Here is a 20,664-nt window from a genome sequence, read left to right on the forward strand (position 1 = left end):
ACCGGCCCGCACGACGTCACGAACCAGCCGCGCCGGCCCGCACGACGTCACGGACCGGCCACGCCCGGCCCCCACGGGGCGTCTCAGGAACGGGCGGAGCGGATCGCGCCGGCCCGGCGGGCGCGCTCCACGGCGGCGGGGAGCGCGGCGATCAGGGCGTCCACGTCGGCCTCGGTGGAGGTGTGCCCGAGCGAGAAGCGCAGCGAGGAGCGGGCCCGGTCGTTGTCGGCGCCCATGGCCAGCAGCACGTGCGACGGCTGCGCCACTCCGGCCGAGCAGGCCGAGCCGGTCGAGCAGGCGATGCCCTGGGCGTCCAGGAGCAGCAGCAGCGCATCCCCCTCGCAGCCGGGGAACGAGAAGTGCGCGTTGCCCGGGAGCCGGTCGGCCGGGTCGCCGTTGTGGACCACCTCGGGCACCGCCCGCCGGACCCGCTCCACCAGGTCGTCGCGGAGCGCGGCGACCCGCGCGGCGTACGCCTGCTGGTTCTTGACCGCGCTCTCGACCGCGACGGCGAAGGCGGCGATCCCGGCGGTGTCGAGGGTGCCGGAGCGGACGTCGCGCTCCTGGCCGCCGCCGTGCAGCAGCGGGGTGGCCGCGACGTCCCGGGCGAGCAGCAGCGCGCCCACCCCGGTCGGGCCGCCGAGCTTGTGCCCGGTGACGGTCAGCGCGGCGACGCCGCTGGCGGCGAAGTCGACGGGCACCTGCCCGACCGCCTGCACCGCGTCGGTGTGGAACGGCACGCCGTGCTCGGCGGCGACGGCGGCCAGCTCGGCGACAGGCTGGACGGTGCCGACCTCGTTGTTGGCCCACATCGCCGTCACCAGGGCCACCCGGTCGCCGTGCGCGGCCAGTTCGGCGCGGAGACCGTCCGGGCTGAGCCGGCCGGCCTCGTCCACCGTCAGCCAGCCCACCCCGGCGCCCTCGTGCGCACGGAGCCAGTCCACCGCGTCGAGCACGGCGTGGTGCTCGACCGCGCTGGAGACGACCCGGTCCCGCCCGGCCTCCCGTCGGGACCAGAAGATTCCCTTGACCGCGAGGTTGTCGCTCTCGGTGCCCCCGCCCGTGAAGATCACTTCGGACGGACGGGCGCCCAGGGCGGCGGCCACCCGCTCCCGGGACTCCTCCACCCGGCGACGGGCGCGCCGCCCCGCCGCGTGCAGTGACGACGCGTTGCCGACCTCGCGAGCGGTCGCGACGTACGCCTCCAGTGCCTCGCCGAGCATCGGGGTCGTCGCCGCGTGATCCAGGTATGTCATCGCGGTTCAGCCTATCCGCCGTCCCGCCCCCGCCCTGGCGCGGAGGGCGGGCGGGAAAGTGGGGCCGGGATCGTCGGCGTACTCGGCGACGGCCGAAGTGCACTGCTACCGTTGCCTGCGAGCGTCGATCCCGGTCGTCACCGCTGGGCGACGTCTCCGCCGAACTTCACGACGACACACCGCCCAGGTCGGGCATCGGCCCATCGCGGGGCGCCCCGACGAGCTGATCGGCGGGCCGGCTCAGCTCCCCGGCCCGCCGATCAGCTCCCAGCGGATCAGCTCACTTGCGCTTGCGGATCTCCTCGGCAGCCTGCGGGACGATCTTGAACAGGTCGCCCACCACACCGAAGTCGGCCAGCTCGAAGATCGGCGCCTCGCCGTCCTTGTTGACCGCGACGATGGTCTTCGAGGTCTGCATGCCGGCCCGGTGCTGGATCGCGCCGGAGATGCCGAGTGCCACGTAGAGCTGCGGGGAGACGGTCTTGCCGGTCTGTCCGACCTGGAACTGGTGCGGGTAGTAGCCCGAGTCGACCGCCGCGCGGGACGCGCCCACCGCGCCGCCGAGCAGGTCGGCCAGCTCCTCGACCAGCTTGAAGTTGTCGGCGTTGCCGACGCCGCGACCGCCGGAGACGACGACCGACGCCTCGGTCAGCTCGGGGCGGGAGCCCTTCTGCTCGGCGACCCGGTCGACCACCTTCGCCAGCTTGTCGGTCTCGCCCACCGTGACGGTGAGCTGCTCGACCGCCGGGGTGGCGGCGGCCGGAACCGGGTTGACCGAGTTCGGCCGGACGGTGACCAGCGGCAGGCCCCTGGTGACCTTGGACTTGACGATGGTGGAGCCGGCGAAGGCGACCTGGGTGGCGGTGCCGTCGGCGGCGAGGCCGACCACGTCGGTCAGGATGCCGTTGTCCAGCTTGACCGCGAGCCGGGCGGCGATCTCCTTGCCCTCCTGGGCCGAGGCGAGCAGCACGGCCGCGGGCTGGACCCGACCGACCAGCTCGGCCAGGACGGTGGCCTTCGGGGCCACCAGGTAGCCGTCGATCTCCTCGCTCTCGGCGGCGTAGATCTTCTCCGCGCCGTACTCGCCCAGCTTGCCGCCGAGCGCCTCGGCCGCGCCGGGGCCACCGAGCACCACCGCGGCGGGGGTGCCCAGCTCGCGGGCGAGGGTGAGCATCTCGAGGGTGACCTTCTTGACGCCGAATTCCCGGGTGGCTTCGACGACGACGAGAACCTCAGACATGTCCCTGACCCCTCACACGAACTTCTCGGTGGCGAGGAACTCGACCAGCTTGACGCCGCCGTCGCCCTCGTCGGTGACCTTCTCGCCGCCGGAGCGCGGCGGGCGCTTGCTGTGCTCCAGCACGGTGCTGGTCGCGCCGTCGAAGCCGACCTCGCTCGGCACGACGCCCAGGTCGGCCAAGGAGAGGGTCTGCACGGGCTTCTTCTTGGCCGCCATGATGCCCTTGAAGGACGGGTAGCGCGGCTCGTTGATGGTGTCCCACACGGAGACCACGGCCGGGGTCGAGGCGGTGACCACCTCGTACCCCTCCTCGGTCTGCCGTTCGATGGTCAGGGTGCCGCCGTCGACGGTCAGCTTCCGCGCCCCGGTGAGCGCGGCGACGCCGAGCCGCTCGGCGAGCATGTGCGGCAGGACCTGGACCCGGCCGTCGGTCGACTCCGCACCACAGATCACCAGATCCGCGTTCAGCGTGGCCAGAGCGGCGGCGAGGACCTTCGAGGTGGCCACCGCGCAGGAGCCGTGCAGCGCGTCGTCCACCACGTGGACGGCCTTGTCCGGCCCCATGGAGAGCGCCTTGCGGATCGACTCGGCCGCCCGGTCCGGACCCATGGTCAGGATGGTGACCTCGCCGCCGTGCGCCTCCTTGATCTTCAGCGCCTCCTCGATGGCGTACTCGTCCATCTCGTTGATCACGTTGTTCGCCGAACCGCGGTCGACGGTGTTGTCGTCACTGCGCAGGTTGCGGTCCGCGCCCGAATCGGGCACCTGCTTGACGAGTACGACGATGTTCATCGCGCTTCGACGACCCTCCTGTGGTGGTGATGGCTTTGCTCGCCCGGTCCCGGGCGCAGCCTCGCGTGTGCGTTGACCCCGGTCAACCGCGGGCTGTTGTGCAGTTACCCACTCCGGCAATGTTACCTGTCAGTAGCATCGCGCTCCGACGGGCTCAGCGTGACACAGCTCACCGGATCCCGACCAACCCGCTACAGTCATGAATCGGGAGGTATTACGACATGTCAGGTCAGGGTGGTGGGGTGTCGTCGCAGGTCACGTCGGCTGTTCCGGACGCGGCACCGGCTGTTCCGGCGACCCGACCGTGCCGTCGGCTTCCTCCGACGCCGTACCGGTGCGCCTGCGGGCGGCTGCGGGAACGCTGCGTGCGGCTCGCCGTCCGGACGCTCTGGGCGCCCGTCCGGCTCGCCCCGGCCGGGACCTGAGCCCCCGGTCGACCGATCCGCGCCACCGTCCCGGCCCGAGTGCTACCCGGACGTTCGGTCCGTCGCGTCCAGCACCTCCCTGATCCGACCGATCGCCACCTGCTCGACCGGGTCGACCCCCCGGTGCGCCCGGGCCACCCGGTCCGCGGCGGTCAGCACCACCGAGCGGTACGCGGCCACCTCGCCCGGGGCCTTCTCCCGCAGGATCGCCATCGCCCGCCCCAGGGCCGCCAACGCGGCCTGCTCCACCTGCGCCGAGGACCCCTCGGGCAGCCTCGGCAACGGGCCGGACGTCAGCGCGTCCCGCACCACCCCGCTGGTGCCGGCGATCACCCCGGACGCGGCGAAGCTCTCCCGGACCAGGGCGAACAACCCCGGATCGGCGTTCGACACCAGGAAGACGGCACCGAACGCGCCGGTCTTGAGGGTCAGTTTCTCCTCGGCCGTCAGCGACTGGTCCATGATCACGGAGTGTAGACGTACGGGGTCGTCGTGGTGACCGGGACGAAACCGAGCCGCTCGAGGATCGGCCGGCTCTCGGCCGAGGCGTCCACCTGGAGCAGCGTGCGGTCGCGCTGCGCCGCCAGCCGGGCCCGGTGGACGACCAGCGCCCGGTAGATGCCGCGCCGCCGCCACGCCGGCAGCGTCGAGCCGCCCCAGAGGGTGGCGAACCCGGTGCCCGCCACGTAGCGGACCCAGCCGGCGCTGACGACCACCCCGTCCGCCTCGGCCACCGCCACCGTGATCGACTGGGGGTCGGTGGCGATCTCGCGGGCCAACCCGTCGACCAGGTGTCCCCGGTCGTCGCCCCAGACCTCCGCCTCCATCGCCGCGATCCGCTCCAGGTCGGCCCGGTCGGTGACCTCGCGCAGGCGTACGCCCTCGGGCAGGACCGGGACGGCGGCCGCGAGCGGCGCGACCGGGCCGACCACGACGGTCTCCGGCTCCTCCGGGACGAACCCGGCCGCGCGGAGCCGCTCGGTCAGGTCCGCCGGCTCGTCGTGGCCGTACAGCTTCCACTCGACCGCCTCGCCCCGCTGCCGGAACAGCTCCCGCTGCCGGACGATCAGCGCGTCCAGGTCCGCGCCGGTCAGCCCGCCCAGGTCCCGGTACGTCAGGAAACCCCGGTGGTCCAGGCCGACGATCCGGACCAGCGGACCGTCCTGCTCCACGGTCACCCCGTCCGGCACCGGGTCCGGGACGTCCGGTCGCAACTGCCGGTCGTACGCCGTCCGCAGGATCGTCGCGTCAAGATCGCTCATCGGTCCAGGCTACGTCCGGAGTCGACCCGATAATGGCGATGTGTGGCAGGCGATCATGCGGTGGTTCGACCCGCAGGAGATGCGGGAAGTCGGCACCCGTCCGGACTACCGCTTCTCGCTGGCCAACGAACGCACCTTCCTGGCCTGGCTGCGGACCGGACTGGCCCTGATCGCCGGTGGGCTCGCCGCCGCCCAGTTCCTGCCCCCGCTGCCCCTGACCCACCTGCGCGAGGTGATCGCGGTGGCGCTGCTGCTGCTCGGCGGCACGGTGGCCGTCCGGGCGGTGGACCACTGGGCGCGTACCGAACGGGCCATCCGGCTCGGCGAGGACCTGCCCGCCTCCCGGTTCCCGGCCGTCCTCGCGCTGGCCGTCGGGCTCGGCGCGATCCTGCTGGTGGTGGCGGTGCTGGCCCGGGCGGTCGGTCGCGGATGACCGTCGACCCCGGGCTGCAACCCGAGCGGACCCGGCTCGCCTGGCGGCGGACCGCGCTGGCGCTCACCGTGGTCACCGTGCTGGCCGTCCGGCTGGCCGCCGACGGCGGGGTGGCCGGCACACTGGTCGCCGGGCTCGCTGTGCTCACCTGGGGTGCGGCGTTGACGTTGTGCTGGCGGCGGGGCACCGGGGCCGGGCGGGCGCCCACCGGCGGGCTCCCCGTCCCCCTGGCCGCCCTGGTCGCCGCAGGGTACGCCCTGCTCGGCACCGTCCTCGTGCTGCGGACGCTGTGGTGACCTGCCGGGAGTGCGTCATGATTGGTGGATGGTCCGGGTCTTCCTCCTCCTCGTCGCGGCCCAGGTGGTCCTCGCCGCGCTGGCGCTGATCGACTGTCTGTCCGCCGAGAAGCACCAGGTACGCGCGATGCCCCGCGCCGTCTGGGTGCCGGTGCTCCTGCTGGTGCCCCTGATCGGCCCGATCGCCTGGTTCCTCGCCGGCCGGCCCGCGCCCGCCCGTGGCGGACCGCGCCCCGCGCCCCGGCGGCCGGCCGCCCCGGACGACGACCCCGACTTCCTGAAGTCGATCGCGGACTCCAACCGACGACAGGACGAGGAGATGTTCCGCCGCTGGGAGGACGACCTGCGGCGGCGCGAGCAGGACCTGCGCCGGGAGCGCGACCCCGGGCCGGCTGCCGGCGGCCAGCGGAACCCCCACGACCCCGACCGGGCGGACACCCCGGACCGGCACACCGATCCGGACCAGACCGCCTGACCGCCCCGGTCGGTGCGGGCGGTGGCACCCGGTGCGAGTGGCCCGCGCCATCCATCCACCGCCCGGTCGGGTGCGGGCGGTGGGTTCAGACCCGGCGGCGCAACGCGCGGACGGCGAGCGGGGCGAAGACCGCCGCGATGGCGACGCCCCAGACCACCGACTGCACCACCGGCGCGAGCACCGGGCCGGACACCAGCAGTCCGCGCAACGCGTCGGCGAGCACGGTGACCGGGTTGACCTCCACCCAGGCCTGCAACCAGCCGGGCATGGTCTCGGTCGGCACGAACGCGTTGCTGGTGAAGGTCAACGGAAAGATCACCATGAAGCCGAAGACCTGCACCTTGTCCGGTTCGCTGACCAGCACCCCGACCAGCACCGACACCCATGCGGCGGCCAGCGAGAAGGCCAGCAGCAGAGCGAGCGCCCCGAGCAGGCCGAGCAGACCGTTCTGGAGCCGGAAGCCGAGGATCGCGCCGACACCGATCAGCAGCGACACCGACCAGGCCTGCTTGACCGTGTCGGCGAGGATCCGCCCGGCCAGCGGCGCCCAGCGGGCAATCGGCAGCGACCGGAGCCGGTCGAAGACGCCCTTGGTGAGGTCGTGGTTGAGCCCGAAACCGGTGGTCATAGTGGCGAAGAAGGCGTTCTGCACGATGATGCCGGGCAGCGCGAAGGTGAGGTACTCACCCGGGGAACCGGAGATCGCCCCGCCGAAGACGTAGGTGAAGAGCAGCACGAACATCACCGGTTGGACGCTCAGGTCGGCCAACTCCAGCGGGTTGTGCTTGATCTGCACCAGACTCCGCCAGGCCAGGGTGAACGTGTGCGACAGCCCGGCGAGCGGGCCCAGCCGGCGGGCCGGGGCGAGCGGGGCGGGGGCGGTGACGGCGGTCATGCCAGCGTGCCTTCCAGTTCGGCTTCGGCGCTCTCGGTCTGCTCCGGCTCGGGCCGGTGGCCGGTCAGCGAGAGGAAGACCTCGTCGAGGGTGGAGCCGCGCAGCGCCAACTCGGTGACGGCGATCCCGGCCTCGTCGAGGCGACGTACCACCGCCGGCAGCACCGACGAGTCGTTCACCGGCACGGTCACCGTGCCCTGGGCCACCTCGGGGACGAGCCCGGTGACCTGACCGGCCAGGGCCAGTACGGCCGGCAGGTCGGCGGCCCGCGTCGGGCGGACGGCCAACGTCTGCCCGCCGGTCTTCGACTTCAGTTCCTCCGGGGTGCCCTGGGCGATCACCCGGCCGTGGTCGACCACGGCGATCTCGCTGGCCAACTGGTCGGCCTCTTCGAGGTACTGGGTGGTGAGCAGCACGGTCACCCCGTCGGCGACCAGGCCGCGGACGATGTCCCACAACTCGTTGCGGCTGCGCGGGTCGAGCCCGGTGGTCGGTTCGTCGAGGAAGAGCACCTGCGGCCGACCGACCAGGCTGGCCGCCAGGTCGAGGCGGCGACGCATGCCCCCGGAGTAGGTCTTGGCCGGTCGGTCGGCGGCGTCGGTCAGGTGGAAGTCGCCGAGCAGTTCCCGGGCGCGGGCCCGTGCGTCGGCGCGCCGCTGCCCGAGCAGCCGGCCGATGAGCACCAGGTTCTCCACCCCGGTCAGGGTCTCGTCGACCGAGGCGTACTGGCCGGTGAGGCCGATGAGCTGCCGGACCCGGTGGGCGTCGCGGGCGACGTCGTACCCGCCGACGGTGGCGTGTCCCTCGTCGGCCCGGAGCAGGGTGGCGAGCACCCGGACCGTGGTGGTCTTGCCGGCCCCGTTCGGGCCGAGCAGGCCGAACACCGTCCCGCTCGGCACTTCGAGATCGACTCCGGCCAGGGCGGTGGTGGTGCCGAAGCGTCGGACCAGCCCCTCCGCCCGGATCGCATGGTTCATGACGGAAACTCCCCCGTGTCGCACGTCGTGATCCGGCCACTCTGGACGGCGGGTGTGACAGTTTCCGGTCGTCCCGGGCCGCCCCTACGGCGACAGCGGGGGAATATCCTGGTTGTTCCCGTTTCAGGCGAGCGTCGACGAGCGGGGGTACGAGTCGGTCGGGTCCGTGATCACGTTGACCAGGTACGGCACACCGGCGTCGAAGGCCCGTTCCAGGGCCGCGCCCAGGTCGGCGGCCTTGGTGACCGTCTCGCCGGCCCCGCCCATCGCGGCGACCACCTGGTCGTAGCGGAGTTCGGGCTGGAGGTCGGCGGCGATGTCGTAGCCGTACATGGCGCGCATCGGGTGCTTCTCCAGGCCCCAGATGCCGTTGTTGCCGACCACCATCACCACCGGGAGCTTCTGCCGGACCAGGGACTCCACGTCCATCAGCGAGAAGCCGGCCGCGCCGTCGCCCATCAGCACGCAGACCTGCCGGTCCGGGTGGGTGATCCGGGCGCCCATCGCGTACCCCATGCCGGTGCCGAGGCAGCCGTACGGGCCGGGGTCGAGCCACGTGCCGGGCTGGGCCGGCTCCAGGTAGCGGCCGGCGTACGAGACGAAGTCGCCGCCGTCGCCGATGGTGATCGCGTCCTTCGCGAGCACCCGGCGCAGCTCGCCGTAGATCCGGGCGGGACGGATCGGGTCGGTCTCGGCGGCCGTCTCCTCGGCGTCACGCGCCTTCGCCGCGTCCTCCTTGTCGCGCAGCTGCGCGACCCAGTCGGTGTGGTCGACCCGGTCGCCGGTGTGGTCGGCCAACGCGGTGAGGATCAGCCGCAGGTCACCGGCGGGCGAGACGGCCGTCTCGACGTGGCTCGCGCGCTGGCTCGGCGCGTCGACGACGTGCACCACCTGCGCGTCGCCGAAGTCGCCGAAGCTGAGCCGGAAGTCCAGCGGGGTGCCGACCACCACGACCACGTCGGCCCCGGAGAGCGCGGCCCGCCGGGCCTTGGCGAACGCGAGCGGGTGCTCCGGCGGCAGCGCGCCGCGCCCCATGCCGTTGGTGAAGACCGGCACGCCGAGCGCCTCGGCCGCCGCCCGGAGCGCGTCGACCGCGTCACCGGTCCAGACGTCCGACCCGGCGACGATCACCGGACGCTGGGCCCCGGCGATCAACGCGGCGGCGCGGGCCACCTCGTCCGGGTCGGCCTCCAGCGGAGCCGGCGCGGCGCCGGTCGGCTGGTCGGCCTCCCCGACCGAGAAGACCACCTCCAGCGGCAGGTCGAGGAAGGCCGGCCCCCGGTGCGGGGTGAGCGCGGCGTCCAGCGCGGCGGCGACCATCCCGGGGATGTCGTCGGTGCTGAAGATCGTCTCGGCGTGCTTGGTGACCGGACGCACCAGCGGGAGATGGTCCATCTCCTGGAGGCTGCCCGAGCCCCAGCGGAAGGCCGGCGCCCGGCCGCCGAGCACCAGCACCGGCGAGGCGTTGAAGAAGGCGCTGGTCAGGCCGGAGATGCCGTTGGTGACTCCCGGGCCGGCGGTGAGCACGGCGAGGCCGGGGCGGCGCTGGAGCTTGGCCACCGCCTCGGCCGCGAAGACCGCCGACTGCTCGTGCCGTACGTCGTAGACCGGGAAGTCGGTCTTGTGGGCGGCGTCGTAGAGCGGGAACACGTGCCCGCCGGAGAGGGTGAACATCTCGCGTACGCCGTACGCGCGTAGCGCCGCGAGCGCCAACTCCCCGCCGTGCCCCTCGATCCGCTCCGTCATCGCCGCCCCTCTCGTCGCGTGGCCGGTCCGAGGTTACCGGTCGGTCACCTGGAACGTGAAGAAGCTTCGGCGCGGCGTGTCAGCGACCGGTGAACCTCGGCTTGCGCTTCTCCACGAACGCCGCCATGCCCTCGCGCCGGTCGTCGGTGGCGAACAGCCCCGCGAAGAGCTGGCTCTCCCAGGCCAGGCCGGAGGTGAGGTCCATGTCGAGGCCGGCGTCGACGGCGAGCTTCGCCGCCCGCAGCGCCTGCACCGGACCGGTGAGGTACGGCTGGACCAGCGCGACGGCGGCGAGGTAGACGTCGGCGGCCGGGACGACCCGGTCGGCCAGCCCGATCCGCAGCGCCTCCTGGGCGTCGACCATCCGGCCGGACATGATCAGATCCTTGGCGCGGGCCGGGCCGACCAGTCGGGCCAGCCGCTGGGTGCCGCCGGCACCGGGGATGATGCCCAGCTTGATCTCCGGCTGGCCGAGCTTGGCGTCCTCGGCCACCACCCGCCAGTCGCAGGCCAGGGCCAGCTCGCAGCCGCCACCGAGGGCGTACCCGGTGATCGCGGCGACCACCGGCTTGGGGATCCGGGTGAACGCGGTGAGCGCGCTGGAGAGGCGGGCGGAGCGCTCCAGCATGTCCACGTAGGACATGTCGGCCATCTCCTTGATGTCCGCGCCGGCGGCGAAGACCTTCTCACCGCCGTACACGATGACGGCGCGGACCTCGGGGTCGTCGGCGGCGGCCGTGGCGGCCTCGCGCAGCTCCTCCTGGACCTGGACGTTGAGCGCGTTCATCGGCGGCCGGTCCAGCCGGATGGTGCCGATGCCGTCCTTGGTCTCCAGCCGAACGAACTCGCCCATACTGCCCTCACTTCCTCGTCGAAGTCGCGTGCCAACCTTACGGCGAGGGTCGTTGGGGTAGATAGTCTGGTGTCAGCTCCGTCACCGGGAGTCGCGATGGTCATGTTCTACGACGACAGGTCGGTGCAGGTCACCTCGACCGCCGTCCGGGTCGACGGGCAGCGCTTCCCGCTCACCGAGATCAGCGAGGTCTGGCACCAGCGGGGCAGCCGGTCCTGGCGGGTGCTGGCCGGCCGGGGCGCGCTCGGCGCGGCGATGGCCGGTCCGCTGGTGGCCGCCGTACTCGGCATCGCCCTGGCGATCTGGCTGCACCGGTCCTGGACCGTCACCATCGCGATCGTCGGCGCGTCGGTGCTGGTCGGGCTCGCCGTCGGCCCGGTCGCCGACGTCCTCTTCGAACACCTCGACCGCTCGTACGCCCGGGGCAGCCGGCAGTTGGAGATCTGGATCCGCTGGCAGGGCCGCCCGGTCCGGCTGGTCCGCACCGCCGACGCGCTGCGCTTCGGCCAGATCTACCGCGCCCTGCAACGGGCCATGGAACGCGGCCAGCCGGCCCGTCCCCGCTGAGCCGCCGTCCACAGCGGACGGTCCACCGGCGGGACGGGGCTGCCGAACGTGCCCGCGCCGGGTTCACTGGAGAGATGACGCTCTATTACCAGGACGACGCGGTGCAGGTGACCTCCGAGTCGATCCGGGTGGACGGGCACACCCTGCGGCTACCCGAGATCACGTACGTCTGGCACGCCCGGGGACGGAGCACCCTCGAGCAGCACTCCCGGAAGCTGGGCCGGGGCGTCCTGGTCCTGCTCCTCTCCCTGCCGCCGCTGGTGGCGCTGCTCTGTGTCATCTCGCTGGCCTGGTCGGCGCAGGACCGGGGAACTGGACGCTGGCGCTGATCGTCCTGGCCGCCTTCGCGGTCGGCGCGCTGCTGCTCGCCCCGTTCCTGGAACTGCCGCTCGGCTGGCTGGACCGCTCGTACGAACGCGGCGACCGGACGCACGAACTCTGGGTACAGCACCGGGGGCACGACATCCTGCTGTTGACCAGCCCGGACGCGCTCCGGTTCGGGCAGATCTACCGGGCCGTGCAACGCGCCGTCGAACAGCAGGAGAGCGGCTGACCCCGCCCACCGAACACGTCCCGCCCCGGTCCGGGCTGAGCGGCGGTTCTGGCGGTCGCGCCGCACACTTGGTCGCATGGTGATTCCCCTCCCCCGCCCGTCCGCCGTCCTCGGGATGACCACCGGCGCCGCCTCCCGGGCCGCCGGGCTGACCCGGTCCGCGGTCGACCAGGCGCTCGGCTCGGCGGTCTCGCTCGCGGCCGTCCCGGCGCGCGCCTTCGCGGTGCTCGACGCCGTCGAGGCGCTGGTGACTCGGATCGACGGGGTCGTCGACCGGATCGAGCAGACCCTGGACCGGACCGACCAGGTGCTCACCGACGCCGAGTCGGCCGTCCGCGAGGTGGCGGTGATCAGCGCCGCCGCGACCACCGCGATCGAGAACGCCACCGAGGTCGCCGCGAAGGCCGCCGTGGTGGTGGCCGAGGCGGAACAGGTCTCCGCCGTGGCGGGCCGGGTGGTCGCCGAGGCGGAGGTGGTCGCCCGGCGGGCGGCCGGCACGGTGGAGACGGCGTCGGGCGCCTCCGCCACCGCCGGGGAGCTGCTCGCCGCGTACGAGCCGGCGCTGCGCCGGGCCGCCCCGATGGCCGCGCGGTTCGTGGAGCAACTCAGCCACGAGGAGGTCACCGCCGCCATCCGTCTCGTCGACGAGTTGCCCAAGCTCAAGGAGCACCTCACCACGGACATCCTGCCGATCCTGGCCACTCTCGACCGGGTCGGCCCGGACCTGCACGACCTGCTCGACGTGACCCGGGACCTGAAGCTCGCCGTAGCCGGCATCCCCGGCCTGGGCATGCTCCGCCGCCGGGGCGAACGCCTCGCCGACGACCAGAGCGACTAGGTTCCGGCTCGTTCCTGGCGGCCCGAACGGACGGGATCCCGGGAGCGGAACGCGGGCCGGCCGGGGGACCGGCGATCACGGGGCCGCCGCAGCCGGGCTCAGCGTGCGTAGAGTTCGTCGATCTCGGCGCGGTGCGGCAGGGCCACCGACGCGCCGAGCCGGCGGGTGCAGGCCGCACCGGCCGCCGCCGCCCAGCGGACCGCGTCGAGCAGGTCCCGCCCCTCGCCCCAGGCGACGGCGAGGGCGGCGGTGAACGCGTCGCCCGCCGCGGTCGAGTCGACCACGTCGACCTCGACCGCCGGGACGTGCACGGCGGTCCCGTCGCGGTCGACGTACCACGCGCCGTCGGCGCCGAGCGTGAGGACCGCCCGGGGCACCAGGTCCAGCAGCGCCTCCGGCGCCTCGCGGCCCCGTCCGGTGAGCGCCGTGGCCTCCACCTCGTTGACCACCAGCATGTCGACGAGGTCCAGCAGCTCCGTCGGGACCTGCCGGGCCGGCGCCGCGTTGAGGACGACCCGCGTGCCGGCCGACCGGGCGGCCATGGCCGCCTCGGTCACCGTCTCCACCGGGATCTCCAGCTGCGCCACCATGACGTCGGCGTCCCGCACGGCGGCCAGCTCGGCGTCGGTGAGCCCGGTCAGGGAGGCGTTCGCGCCGGGCGTGACCAGGATCAGGTTCTCGCCCACGGCGTTGACCATGACCAGCGCCACGCCGGACGAGCCGTAGGTGACCCGGAGCTGGCTGGTGTCCACCCCGGCGGCGGTGATCCGGGCCCGCAGGGTGACCCCGAAGGAGTCCGACCCGATCGCGCCGAGGAAGGCGCCGGACGCGCCGGCGCGGGCGGCGGCGATGGCCTGGTTGGCCCCCTTGCCGCCGGGCACCATCACGAAGTCGGTGCCGAGCACGGTCTCCCCGACCCGGGGCAGCGCGGGGGCCGTCCCGACCAGGTCCATGTTCGCGCTGCCCACCACCACGACCCGGGTCTGCGGCACGGGAGGCCTCCGTGGGTCAGGCGGCACGGGCGGTGAAGCGTTCACCGGAACGCTCGACCACCAGCGGCAGGCCGAAGGTCTTGGAGAGGTTGTCGCTGGTCAGCGTGGCACCGAGCAGACCCTGCGCGACCACGCCCCCCTCACGCAGCAGCAGCGCGTGGGTGAAGCCCGGCGGGATCTCCTCGACGTGGTGGGTGACCAGCACCAGCGCCGGCGCGTCCGGGTCGTACGCCAGCTCGGCCAGCCGGGCGACCAGGTCCTCCCGGCCACCGAGGTCGAGCCCGGCGGCGGGCTCGTCGAGGAGCAGCAGCTCCGGATCGGTCATCAGGGCCCGGGCGATCTGCACCCGCTTGCGCTCGCCCTCGGAGAGGGTGCCGTAGCCCCGGTCGGCGAGGTGCGCGACGCCGAGCTGGCCGAGCAGGGCCCGGGCGCGGACCTCGTCGGTGCGGTCGTAGGTCTCCCGCCACCGGCCGACCACCGACCAGGCGGCGGTGACGACCACGTCGGTGACCTTCTCCTCGGTCGGGATCCGTTCGGCCAGGGCCGCGGTGGAGAGCCCGATCCGGGTACGCAGCTCGGTGAGGTCGGTCCGCCCGATCCGCTCGCCGAGCACGTGGGCGGTGCCGGTGGTCGGGTGCAGCCGTCCTGCCGCCAGGTTGAGCAGCGTGGTCTTGCCGGCGCCGTTGGGCCCGAGCACCACCCAGCGCTCGTCCAGCTCGACACGCCAGTCGAGGTCGTGCAGCAACGCGGTGCCGGACCGGCGCACGCCCACCCCGTCGAGGTTGACCACCAGATCCTCGTCCACGGCTGAAGATGCGGGTGCGGCGCCATCCGCGCCAGGGATCAGCTCAGCAGTCACCCATCCATCCAACCACGTGCCCGTACCCGGGCACTCCGACGGGCGACGCGCATCACTGGCAAGACCTTGCAGGTCAGAGGTGTGTGGTGAAGAATTCCTTCACATGGGGAATGGGGTCCGGCCCGACGGGTCAGCCGACCGTGGAACCGAAGACCTCGTCGCGGACGGCGTCCAGGGCGGTCCGCAGCGCGCCCCGCAGGATCGGCTCCTCGCTCAGCCCGGTGGGCACCACCCTCGGCCGGACCAGCGTGATCGCGGCCACCTCGTGCTGCACCCGCTCGGCCAACGCCGCTCCGCCCGCCCGGCCGATCTCACCGGCCAGCACCACCAGCGGCGGGTCCAGCACCACGCAGGTGCTCGCCACCCCGAGCGCGAGCCGTCGGGCCAGCTCGTCGAGCATCGGGCCACCGGCCGTACCGGCCGCGATCGCCGCCCGGACGGCCTCGGCGGCGGCGACGTCGTCCGGGAAGCCGTACTCGCGGGCCACCGCGCGGACCGCCTCCGCCCCGGCCAGCTGCTGGAACGCCGGCTTGGCCCGACGGGAGACGTCCCGGGGGATCGGCGCCCCGGGCACCGGCAGGTAACCGATCTCACCGGCCGCGCCGGTGCTGCCGTGGTGCAACCGTCCGTTCAGCATGATCGCCAGGCCGACCCCGGCGTCCACCCAGACCAGGACGAAGTCCGTCATCCCCTGGGCCGCGCCGGACTGCGCCTCGGCGACCGCGGCCAGGTTGACGTCGTTCTCGAAGACCACCGGGGTGGCCAGGTCGTCGCGGAGCGCAGCCAGCAGGCCGCGGTGCCAGCGGGGCAGGTTGAACGCGAAGGTGATGTCCCCGGTGGTCGGGTCGACCAGGCCGGGGGTGCCGAGCACGACCCGCCGGACACTCGCCATCGGCGTGCCCGCCTCCTGGGCCACCCGCACCACCGCGTTGTGCACCACCCCCACCGGGTCGTCGGTGTCCCGGGTCGACTGCTCCACCCGGCCGACCACCGCCCCGGTGATGTCGGCGCAGGCCGCCTCCACCCGATCCGCGCCGACGTCCACCCCGATGACGTGCGCGCTGCCCGGCCGGACGGCGTAGAGCTGCGCGTTCGGCCCGCGTCCGCCGGCCTGCTCGCCGACCCGGGTGACCAGACCCCGCTCCTCGAGCCGCTCGACGAGCTGCGAGGCGGTGACCTTGGACAGCCCGGTCAGCTCACCGAGCCGGGCACGGGTGAGCGGCCCACGTTCGAGGAGCAGCTCCAGGGCCGCGCGGTCGTTGAGCGCCCGCAACAGGCGCGGTGTGCCAGGCAGCCGCGTCGAACTCATGCCACGTCCTCTGGTTTTGGTAAACCTTGTTGATCGAATCGATCCGGGGTGACCGTAGCGTAACGGCCGGCCCCGACACGGGTCAGCGGCCGGACGACCGGTCCGGAGCTGTCGATCGGCACGCCGGAGGACCCGGACGACGTCGAGAAGGAGATCACGTGGGGCTGGATCCAGGACTTCGTCGCCTCGCCCTCGGCACGCTGCTCGCGGCGTACCCGGGGCCGACCCCGCCGCCCTGGGCGCTGGACCTGGTCGGCGCGGGGCTGGCCGGTTACACCCTGTTCGGGACCAACGTCGAAACGCCGGCCCAGGTCGCCACGGCGACCGCCGCGCTGCGCGACGCCCGCACCGACGTGCTGGTCGCCATCGACGAGGAGGGCGGCGACGTCACCCGGCTGGCGCACGCGACCGGCAGCCCGTACCCGGGCAACGCCGCGCTCGGCGCGGTCGGGGACGTGGCGCTCACCCGCCGCGTCTACGCGGCGATCGGGGCGGAGCTGGCCGCGTCGGGTGTCACCGTCAACCTCGCTCCGACGGTGGACGTCAACAGCGCCGACGAGAACCCGGTGATCGGTACCCGGTCGTTCGGCGCCGACCCGCTCCGGGTCGCCGCGCACTCGGCTGCCGCGGTCGACGGGTTGCAGGGTGTCGGGGTCGCGGCCTGCGCCAAGCACTTCCCGGGACACGGGGCGACCGTCGCCGACTCGCACCTGGAGCTGCCGACCGTGGACGTCCCCCTGGGCGTGCTGCGCGAACGCGACCTGCCGCCCTTCGCGGCGACGGTGGCCGCCGGCACCCGGGCGGTCATGACCGCGCACATCCGGGTGCCGGCGCTGACCGGCGACCGGCCGGCGACCTTCAGCCGGGCCGTCCTGGTCGACCTGCTCCGCCGGGAGCTGGGCTTCACCGGTACGGTCATCACCGACGCGCTGGAGATGAAGGGCGCCTCGGTGGCCGCCGGCGGGGTCGGTCCGGCCGCGGTGGCCGCCCTCGCGGCCGGCGCGGACCTCCTCTGCATCGGCGCGAAGGTCGACGCCGCGCTGGTCGAGCACGTGGTCACGGAGATCGTCGCCGCGCTCGGCGACGGGCGGCTGGCCCGCGACCGGGTCGAGGAGGCGGCGGGCCGTACCGCCGAACTCGCCGCCTGGACCCGGCCCGGTGGCGGGCCCGCGCCCGACCACGGCGACCTCGGGTACGCCGCCGCGCGCCGGGCGGTCCGCGTCGAGGGGATCGTCGCCGGGCTGGACCGGCCACTGGTGGTGCAGGTGCACGCCACCGCCACGATGGCCGAGGGACGGGTGCCGTGGGGGCTCGGTCCCCACCTGTCGGACGCCGAGGAGGTCCGGGTGGTGGCGGGCGAGACCGACCCGGCCGCCCTGCGGACGCTCGCCGGGGACCGGCCGGTCGTGCTGGTCGGCCGGCACCTGCACCGGCTGCCCGGCGGGGCGGAGCTGGTCGAGGGGCTGGCCGCCGTCCATCCGGTGACCGTGGTGGAGATGGGCTGGCCGGGGAGCTGGCGGCCGGCCGGGGTCCGCGGGTTCGTCGCGACCTACGGTGCCAGCCACGCCAACGGCCGGGCCGCGGCGGAGGTGCTCGGCCTGGCCGGCTGACCGGCCCGCGCCGGCACCCGCTCCGGGCCGACCGGCGCCGACGTCCGGTCCGGCCGGTCGGCCAGCGCCGACGTCCGGTCCGGTCCGGCCGGGGGCATCGCCGGCCGATTCCGGGGCTGGGCTCAGCCCAGCCAACGGGCGTCGGGCGGCAGCGGGGTGGTGACGTCCGGCAACCCCAGCAGTGGCCCGACCGAGGTGATCCGCAGGACCCGCTCGACCGCCGGCTGCGGGTTGGCCACCCGCAGCGACCGCCCCCGCTCCCGGGCCAGGCTGAAGCCCTCGATCAGCACCCGCAGGCCGGTCGAGTCGAGGAAGCTGACCTCGGCCAGGTCGACCAGGCACTCCTGGAGGTCGGGCCGGTTCAACGCGGCGACCAGCGCGGTCTCCAGCGTGCCGACGGTGGACATGTCGAGTTCGCCCGCCGGGGACAGCACGACGTCACCCCGGTCGGTGGCGCGCACCCGCACCTCCATGACCGCTCACCACCTCCGTACCGCAGCCGCGTCCGGCGCCCTCGTGCCGACCCTATCGACCGGCCCACCCGGGATCGGCGGAACACGAGCGACTCATACCCTGCGTCACCGAGAACCACCGGGCTGATGACGACAAATAATCGCAGGTCAAGTCCACTTTTGGACAACTCGATCCAGATTTTTGGGGCTTGCCGGGGACCGGGTCGACACATAGCGTTACCTCACCGGGATGTCCGGTCGCCCGACACCTCCTCGGACCTGGGGGAAGAGGCTGCGGACCGTGGATCCGGCCCGGGATCCACGGTCCGCGCCGTCGGACGGGTCGGCCGGTGTCAGCCGGCGGGCCGGACACCGCAGCCGGGCACACCGGACACCGCAGTCAGTCGGGGTGGACGATGCGGGAGCGCCAACCCCGGTCGGGGAAGCCGGCTGCCGCGGCGACGCGGGCCGAGGCGGTGTTGCCGGGGTCGTGCAGGTACGTCGGCACCGCCCCCTCGTCGAGCACCCGCCGGGCGGCCTGTGCGACCAGGCGACGGGCCAGTCCCCGGCCCCGGGCGGCCGGCACCGTCCCGACGGCCAACTCGTGGCCGTACCGGTCGTGCCGCTTGACGCCGACTCCCGCCAGGTAGCGCCCGTCGGCGTCGCGCGCCACCAGCACCTCCCGGTCGAACAGGTGCAGCCAGGAGGGGAACCCGGGATCGGTCGGGTCGGTCCACTCCCCCACGTCGGGCAGTGGTTCGGGGACGGTGCACCAGCGGAAGATCCCCTCCCGCAGGGGCAGGGCGGGGTGTCCGACCGCGCCGGGCAGCGCCGACCACAGCCGTGCGGTCGGTCCGTCGGCCGCCAGCGCCCGGACCGCCGCGACACGCTCCGGCGGCACGGAGAGCACCGCGACGCCGGGGGCGGCCACCATGACCGCCGGCCGGAGCCGGCGGTCCCAGGCCGGGCGGGAGCGACGCCGGGAGCCGACCACGTGCAGCCCCGACCCGGCCGGCCACTGGCCGAGCCAGGTCACCAGATGCAGGTGGAGTCGCCTGTCGAGCATCGGATCACGGTACGCGTCACGGCCACCGCGAGTCGGGTGATCCCGGACCCGTACCTCCCCCGGTCCGAGGTTGGTTGAACCACGCGACCGTGGGTACAGACAGAGAACATCACCGATGGCTCACGAACCGCGATCCGGTCACCTGACCGGGAACCGGACGCACCAACCGCGCGTCACACCTATTTTCATAGATGGACAACTTTCTCTGGGATGGTACGGCCATGCCGAAACAGCTGATCGAGCAGGACAAACGCGACACGGGACGGCTCTGGCCGGCGCTCCGGGACGACGTGCCGCCGCCGGCCCAGTCGCGGTACGTGGGCGGCCGGGCCCCGCACGCCGGCGACCGGTCGTGGGCGGAGCTGAACCGGCTGCCGGCGAACCTCTCCACCCGCCGCCACCTCGGCACACGCTGAGCGGACCGCGCCCCGGCCGCCCCGGCACGGGGCTCCCGGGCAGCCACTGCGGACGCCGGGGAACGCGACACACCCGAAAGCCGCGCGGCGAGGGTCTTAGCACACCTGTCGGGTAGGTTCTTTGCGTTCCGGCACGGCCACCGACAGGAGAAGCTCCACCCATGGGCAAGAAGACCATCCACGTCTCCGACTTCAGCGGCACGGTCCTCCCGACCGACGACGAGGTGGTCCGCGTCGTCGTGCTGGAGCACCCGGACCTGGTGACCGGACCGGTGCAGTTGGAGATCAGCCCGACCGAGGTGGAGGGCATCGACGACGCGGCGCTCGACGTCGCCGTGGTGGAGATCTACGACCCGCAGGGTGACGGGGAGCCCCGCCGGGTGGTGCTGACCGCCAGCGAGTTCGACGCGATGTCGACCGAGACGCCGATGGCGCAGCTCCTGCGCACCGCCGAGCGGGTCCGTCCGCCGAAGGCCCGCAAGACCGCCGAGAAGATCGACTACGGCACCGTCGAGCACGCCGGCAAGCCGCACCGGGGCCGGGTCACCGACGAGGAGGCCACCCTCGTCCGCGAGCGGCTCGACGAGGTCAACAAGCGGCTCGCGGACGCCGGGCTCCGGCAGATCGACCCCGCCGACCCGGAGCACGCCGCCCGGTACGGCTTCCCCACCCCGGCCGCCCCCACCCCGACCAGCCCGGACGCCGTGTCCACTCCCGACCCGGCTGGCGAGCCCACTCCGGCGACGCAGGCCACCCCGGCCTGAGGCCGCCGCGACGCGACGGCCGGGCGGTGGGGCGCGACGGCCGGGCGATGGGGCGCGTATATCGTCCTGCGGTGTGAGCGGCATACCCCACTCCCACTGCTCCGGCTGCGGCACCGTCTATCCCGACGGCGCGGACTGGCCCCGGAACTGCACGGCCTGCGGCCACACCACCTGGCGTAATCCACTCCCGGTGGCGGTGGCCGTCCAGCCGGTGCTCACCCCCACCGGGCTCGGCGTGGTGGTCCAGCGCCGCGACATCGAGCCCGCCCGGGGGCTGCTCGCGCTGCCGGGCGGCTTCATCGAGCACGGCGAGGAGTGGCGGGACGCGCTCGTCCGCGAACTGTGGGAGGAGACCGGCCTGACCGGCGACGCGGCGGACGTACGCCTCGTCGCCGTGCACAGTGCGCCGAGCGGCGGCACCATCATGATCTTCGGGGCGCTGCCGACCCGGCAGTTGGCGGACCTTCCGCCGTCCGCGCCCACGGCGGAGTCGACCGAGTGGCTCGTGGTCACCGAGCCGACCGAACTGGCCTTCTCCACCCACACCGAGGTGCTGGCCGACTACCTGGCCGCCCACCGCTGATCCGC

At 73.8% G+C, this 20,664-nt stretch carries 22 protein-coding genes and 2 pseudogenes; 10 read left to right on the plus strand and 14 right to left on the minus strand.

Annotated features, from left to right (window positions below):
* Positions 1 to 83: 83 nt before the first annotated feature.
* From GA0070618_RS03255 to GA0070618_RS03275, 5 genes are all read right to left on the minus strand, one after another.
* A complete protein-coding gene (locus GA0070618_RS03255; RefSeq protein WP_088980297.1) occupies positions 84 to 1,256 on the minus strand; it encodes a cysteine desulfurase family protein in 1,173 nt (390 codons plus the stop codon).
* A 280-nt stretch (positions 1,257 to 1,536) separates the two neighbouring features.
* A complete protein-coding gene (locus GA0070618_RS03260; RefSeq protein WP_088980298.1) occupies positions 1,537 to 2,496 on the minus strand; it encodes an electron transfer flavoprotein subunit alpha/FixB family protein in 960 nt (319 codons plus the stop codon).
* Between the two features lie 12 nt (positions 2,497 to 2,508).
* Positions 2,509 to 3,288 (minus strand): electron transfer flavoprotein subunit beta/FixA family protein, encoded by a 780-nt coding sequence (locus GA0070618_RS03265; RefSeq protein WP_088980299.1) that lies wholly within the window; start codon positions 3,286 to 3,288, stop codon positions 2,509 to 2,511.
* Positions 3,289 to 3,755: 467 nt separating this feature from the next.
* The gene (locus GA0070618_RS03270; RefSeq protein ID WP_414467552.1) at positions 3,756 to 4,175 is read right to left on the minus strand and encodes a hypothetical protein; all 420 of its coding nucleotides are present in this window, start codon (positions 4,173 to 4,175) and stop codon (positions 3,756 to 3,758) included.
* A 2-nt stretch (positions 4,176 to 4,177) separates the two neighbouring features.
* Complete coding sequence (locus GA0070618_RS03275; protein WP_088980301.1) at positions 4,178 to 4,975, minus strand: GNAT family N-acetyltransferase; 798 nt, start codon at positions 4,973 to 4,975, stop codon at positions 4,178 to 4,180.
* A gap of 55 nt (positions 4,976 to 5,030) precedes the next feature.
* Between GA0070618_RS03275 and GA0070618_RS03280 the strand changes: the two genes are divergently transcribed.
* The 3 genes from GA0070618_RS03280 to GA0070618_RS03290 are packed head-to-tail and all read left to right on the plus strand — an operon-like array spanning position 5,031 to position 6,179.
* The gene (locus GA0070618_RS03280; protein ID WP_414467596.1) at positions 5,031 to 5,408 is read left to right on the plus strand and encodes a YidH family protein; all 378 of its coding nucleotides are present in this window, start codon (positions 5,031 to 5,033) and stop codon (positions 5,406 to 5,408) included.
* Positions 5,405 to 5,704 (plus strand): DUF202 domain-containing protein, encoded by a 300-nt coding sequence (locus GA0070618_RS03285; RefSeq protein WP_088980303.1) that lies wholly within the window; start codon positions 5,405 to 5,407, stop codon positions 5,702 to 5,704. The genes GA0070618_RS03280 and GA0070618_RS03285 overlap by 4 nt, the downstream gene beginning before the upstream one ends.
* A 28-nt stretch (positions 5,705 to 5,732) precedes the next feature.
* Positions 5,733 to 6,179 (plus strand): PLD nuclease N-terminal domain-containing protein, encoded by a 447-nt coding sequence (locus GA0070618_RS03290; protein WP_088980304.1) that lies wholly within the window; start codon positions 5,733 to 5,735, stop codon positions 6,177 to 6,179.
* A gap of 85 nt (positions 6,180 to 6,264) precedes the next feature.
* On the opposite strand, the gene GA0070618_RS03295 is transcribed toward GA0070618_RS03290, so the two are convergent.
* From GA0070618_RS03295 to GA0070618_RS03310, 4 genes are all read right to left on the minus strand, one after another.
* Complete coding sequence (locus GA0070618_RS03295; RefSeq protein WP_088980305.1) at positions 6,265 to 7,074, minus strand: ABC transporter permease; 810 nt, start codon at positions 7,072 to 7,074, stop codon at positions 6,265 to 6,267.
* On the minus strand, positions 7,071 to 8,051 hold the full coding sequence (locus GA0070618_RS03300) for an ATP-binding cassette domain-containing protein (RefSeq protein ID WP_088980306.1): 981 nt from the start codon (positions 8,049 to 8,051) through the stop codon (positions 7,071 to 7,073). The genes GA0070618_RS03295 and GA0070618_RS03300 overlap by 4 nt, the downstream gene beginning before the upstream one ends.
* Before the next feature lie 123 nt (positions 8,052 to 8,174).
* Positions 8,175 to 9,797, minus strand: coding sequence for an acetolactate synthase (locus GA0070618_RS03305; RefSeq protein WP_088980307.1), 1,623 nt, complete (start codon positions 9,795 to 9,797; stop codon positions 8,175 to 8,177).
* Between the two features lie 79 nt (positions 9,798 to 9,876).
* Positions 9,877 to 10,650, minus strand: a complete 774-nt coding sequence (locus tag GA0070618_RS03310; protein ID WP_088980308.1) for an enoyl-CoA hydratase/isomerase family protein — start codon at positions 10,648 to 10,650, stop codon at positions 9,877 to 9,879.
* A gap of 96 nt (positions 10,651 to 10,746) precedes the next feature.
* Between GA0070618_RS03310 and GA0070618_RS03315 the strand changes: the two genes are divergently transcribed.
* From GA0070618_RS03315 to GA0070618_RS03325, 3 genes and pseudogenes are all read left to right on the plus strand, one after another.
* A complete protein-coding gene (locus GA0070618_RS03315; RefSeq protein ID WP_088980309.1) occupies positions 10,747 to 11,217 on the plus strand; it encodes a DUF6232 family protein in 471 nt (156 codons plus the stop codon).
* Between the two features lie 74 nt (positions 11,218 to 11,291).
* Positions 11,292 to 11,770 (plus strand): annotated as a pseudogene (locus GA0070618_RS03320) (DUF6232 family protein).
* A gap of 76 nt (positions 11,771 to 11,846) precedes the next feature.
* Positions 11,847 to 12,608 carry a hypothetical protein gene (locus tag GA0070618_RS03325; RefSeq protein ID WP_088980310.1) on the plus strand — a complete coding sequence of 254 codons (762 nt, stop codon included), beginning with the start codon at positions 11,847 to 11,849 and terminating at the stop codon, positions 12,606 to 12,608.
* 98 nt (positions 12,609 to 12,706) lie between these two features.
* Here GA0070618_RS03325 and GA0070618_RS03330 read toward each other — a convergent pair whose 3' ends face one another.
* From GA0070618_RS03330 to GA0070618_RS03340, 3 genes are all read right to left on the minus strand, one after another.
* A complete protein-coding gene (locus GA0070618_RS03330; RefSeq protein ID WP_088980311.1) occupies positions 12,707 to 13,600 on the minus strand; it encodes a ribokinase in 894 nt (297 codons plus the stop codon).
* Positions 13,601 to 13,616: 16 nt separating this feature from the next.
* A complete protein-coding gene (locus GA0070618_RS03335) occupies positions 13,617 to 14,459 on the minus strand; it encodes an ABC transporter ATP-binding protein (RefSeq protein WP_088980312.1) in 843 nt (280 codons plus the stop codon).
* 130 nt (positions 14,460 to 14,589) lie between these two features.
* Positions 14,590 to 15,768, minus strand: coding sequence for an ROK family transcriptional regulator (locus tag GA0070618_RS03340; RefSeq protein ID WP_088980313.1), 1,179 nt, complete (start codon positions 15,766 to 15,768; stop codon positions 14,590 to 14,592).
* 158 nt (positions 15,769 to 15,926) lie between these two features.
* Between GA0070618_RS03340 and GA0070618_RS03345 the strand changes: the two genes are divergently transcribed.
* Complete coding sequence (locus tag GA0070618_RS03345; RefSeq protein ID WP_088980314.1) at positions 15,927 to 17,378, plus strand: glycoside hydrolase family 3 protein; 1,452 nt, start codon at positions 15,927 to 15,929, stop codon at positions 17,376 to 17,378.
* Between the two features lie 122 nt (positions 17,379 to 17,500).
* Here GA0070618_RS03345 and GA0070618_RS03350 read toward each other — a convergent pair whose 3' ends face one another.
* Together GA0070618_RS03350 and GA0070618_RS03355 are read right to left on the minus strand one after the other, a co-directional pair.
* Positions 17,501 to 17,851: an STAS domain-containing protein gene (locus tag GA0070618_RS03350; protein WP_088980315.1), complete on the minus strand. Its 351-nt coding sequence runs from the start codon at positions 17,849 to 17,851 to the stop codon at positions 17,501 to 17,503.
* Positions 17,852 to 18,230: 379 nt separating this feature from the next.
* Positions 18,231 to 18,896, minus strand: coding sequence for a GNAT family N-acetyltransferase (locus GA0070618_RS03355; RefSeq protein ID WP_088980316.1), 666 nt, complete (start codon positions 18,894 to 18,896; stop codon positions 18,231 to 18,233).
* Positions 18,897 to 19,117: 221 nt separating this feature from the next.
* Between GA0070618_RS03355 and GA0070618_RS03360 the strand changes: the two genes are divergently transcribed.
* The 3 genes and pseudogenes from GA0070618_RS03360 to GA0070618_RS03370 all read left to right on the plus strand — a co-directional run bounded on the left by GA0070618_RS03360 (position 19,118) and on the right by GA0070618_RS03370 (position 20,659).
* Entirely contained in the window at positions 19,118 to 19,312 is a 195-nt protein-coding gene (locus GA0070618_RS03360) for a hypothetical protein (RefSeq protein WP_088980317.1), read from the plus strand.
* A gap of 161 nt (positions 19,313 to 19,473) precedes the next feature.
* Positions 19,474 to 19,983: pseudogene (locus GA0070618_RS03365) on the plus strand (hypothetical protein); the annotation flags it as partial.
* A gap of 166 nt (positions 19,984 to 20,149) precedes the next feature.
* Positions 20,150 to 20,659: an NUDIX domain-containing protein gene (locus GA0070618_RS03370; RefSeq protein ID WP_088980318.1), complete on the plus strand. Its 510-nt coding sequence runs from the start codon at positions 20,150 to 20,152 to the stop codon at positions 20,657 to 20,659.
* Positions 20,660 to 20,664 lie beyond the last annotated feature (5 nt).

The sequence above is a fragment of the Micromonospora echinospora genome (assembly GCF_900091495.1).
GTDB classification, from domain to species: domain Bacteria; phylum Actinomycetota; class Actinomycetes; order Mycobacteriales; family Micromonosporaceae; genus Micromonospora; species Micromonospora echinospora.

Bases quoted from the DNA above. Each gene is read 5' to 3' on its own strand.
- GA0070618_RS03340 (WP_088980313.1), bottom strand. From the start codon at position 15,768: ATGAGTTCGACGCGGCTGCCTGGCACACCGCGCCTGTTGCGGGCGCTC.
- GA0070618_RS03275 (WP_088980301.1), bottom strand. From the start codon at position 4,975: ATGAGCGATCTTGACGCGACGATCCTGCGGACGGCGTACGACCGGCAG.
- GA0070618_RS03355 (WP_088980316.1), bottom strand. From the start codon at position 18,896: ATGCTCGACAGGCGACTCCACCTGCATCTGGTGACCTGGCTCGGCCAG.
- GA0070618_RS03325 (WP_088980310.1), top strand. From the start codon at position 11,847: ATGGTGATTCCCCTCCCCCGCCCGTCCGCCGTCCTCGGGATGACCACC.
- GA0070618_RS03300 (WP_088980306.1), bottom strand. From the start codon at position 8,051: ATGAACCATGCGATCCGGGCGGAGGGGCTGGTCCGACGCTTCGGCACC.
- GA0070618_RS03270 (WP_414467552.1), bottom strand. From the start codon at position 4,175: ATGGACCAGTCGCTGACGGCCGAGGAGAAACTGACCCTCAAGACCGGC.
- GA0070618_RS03280 (WP_414467596.1), top strand. From the start codon at position 5,031: ATGCGGTGGTTCGACCCGCAGGAGATGCGGGAAGTCGGCACCCGTCCG.
- GA0070618_RS03310 (WP_088980308.1), bottom strand. From the start codon at position 10,650: ATGGGCGAGTTCGTTCGGCTGGAGACCAAGGACGGCATCGGCACCATC.
- GA0070618_RS03315 (WP_088980309.1), top strand. From the start codon at position 10,747: ATGGTCATGTTCTACGACGACAGGTCGGTGCAGGTCACCTCGACCGCC.
- GA0070618_RS03265 (WP_088980299.1), bottom strand. From the start codon at position 3,288: ATGAACATCGTCGTACTCGTCAAGCAGGTGCCCGATTCGGGCGCGGAC.
- GA0070618_RS03260 (WP_088980298.1), bottom strand. From the start codon at position 2,496: ATGTCTGAGGTTCTCGTCGTCGTCGAAGCCACCCGGGAATTCGGCGTC.
- GA0070618_RS03295 (WP_088980305.1), bottom strand. From the start codon at position 7,074: ATGACCGCCGTCACCGCCCCCGCCCCGCTCGCCCCGGCCCGCCGGCTG.
- GA0070618_RS03285 (WP_088980303.1), top strand. From the start codon at position 5,405: ATGACCGTCGACCCCGGGCTGCAACCCGAGCGGACCCGGCTCGCCTGG.
- GA0070618_RS03290 (WP_088980304.1), top strand. From the start codon at position 5,733: ATGGTCCGGGTCTTCCTCCTCCTCGTCGCGGCCCAGGTGGTCCTCGCC.
- GA0070618_RS03360 (WP_088980317.1), top strand. From the start codon at position 19,118: ATGCCGAAACAGCTGATCGAGCAGGACAAACGCGACACGGGACGGCTC.
- GA0070618_RS03255 (WP_088980297.1), bottom strand. From the start codon at position 1,256: ATGACATACCTGGATCACGCGGCGACGACCCCGATGCTCGGCGAGGCA.
- GA0070618_RS03350 (WP_088980315.1), bottom strand. From the start codon at position 17,851: ATGGAGGTGCGGGTGCGCGCCACCGACCGGGGTGACGTCGTGCTGTCC.
- GA0070618_RS03305 (WP_088980307.1), bottom strand. From the start codon at position 9,797: ATGACGGAGCGGATCGAGGGGCACGGCGGGGAGTTGGCGCTCGCGGCG.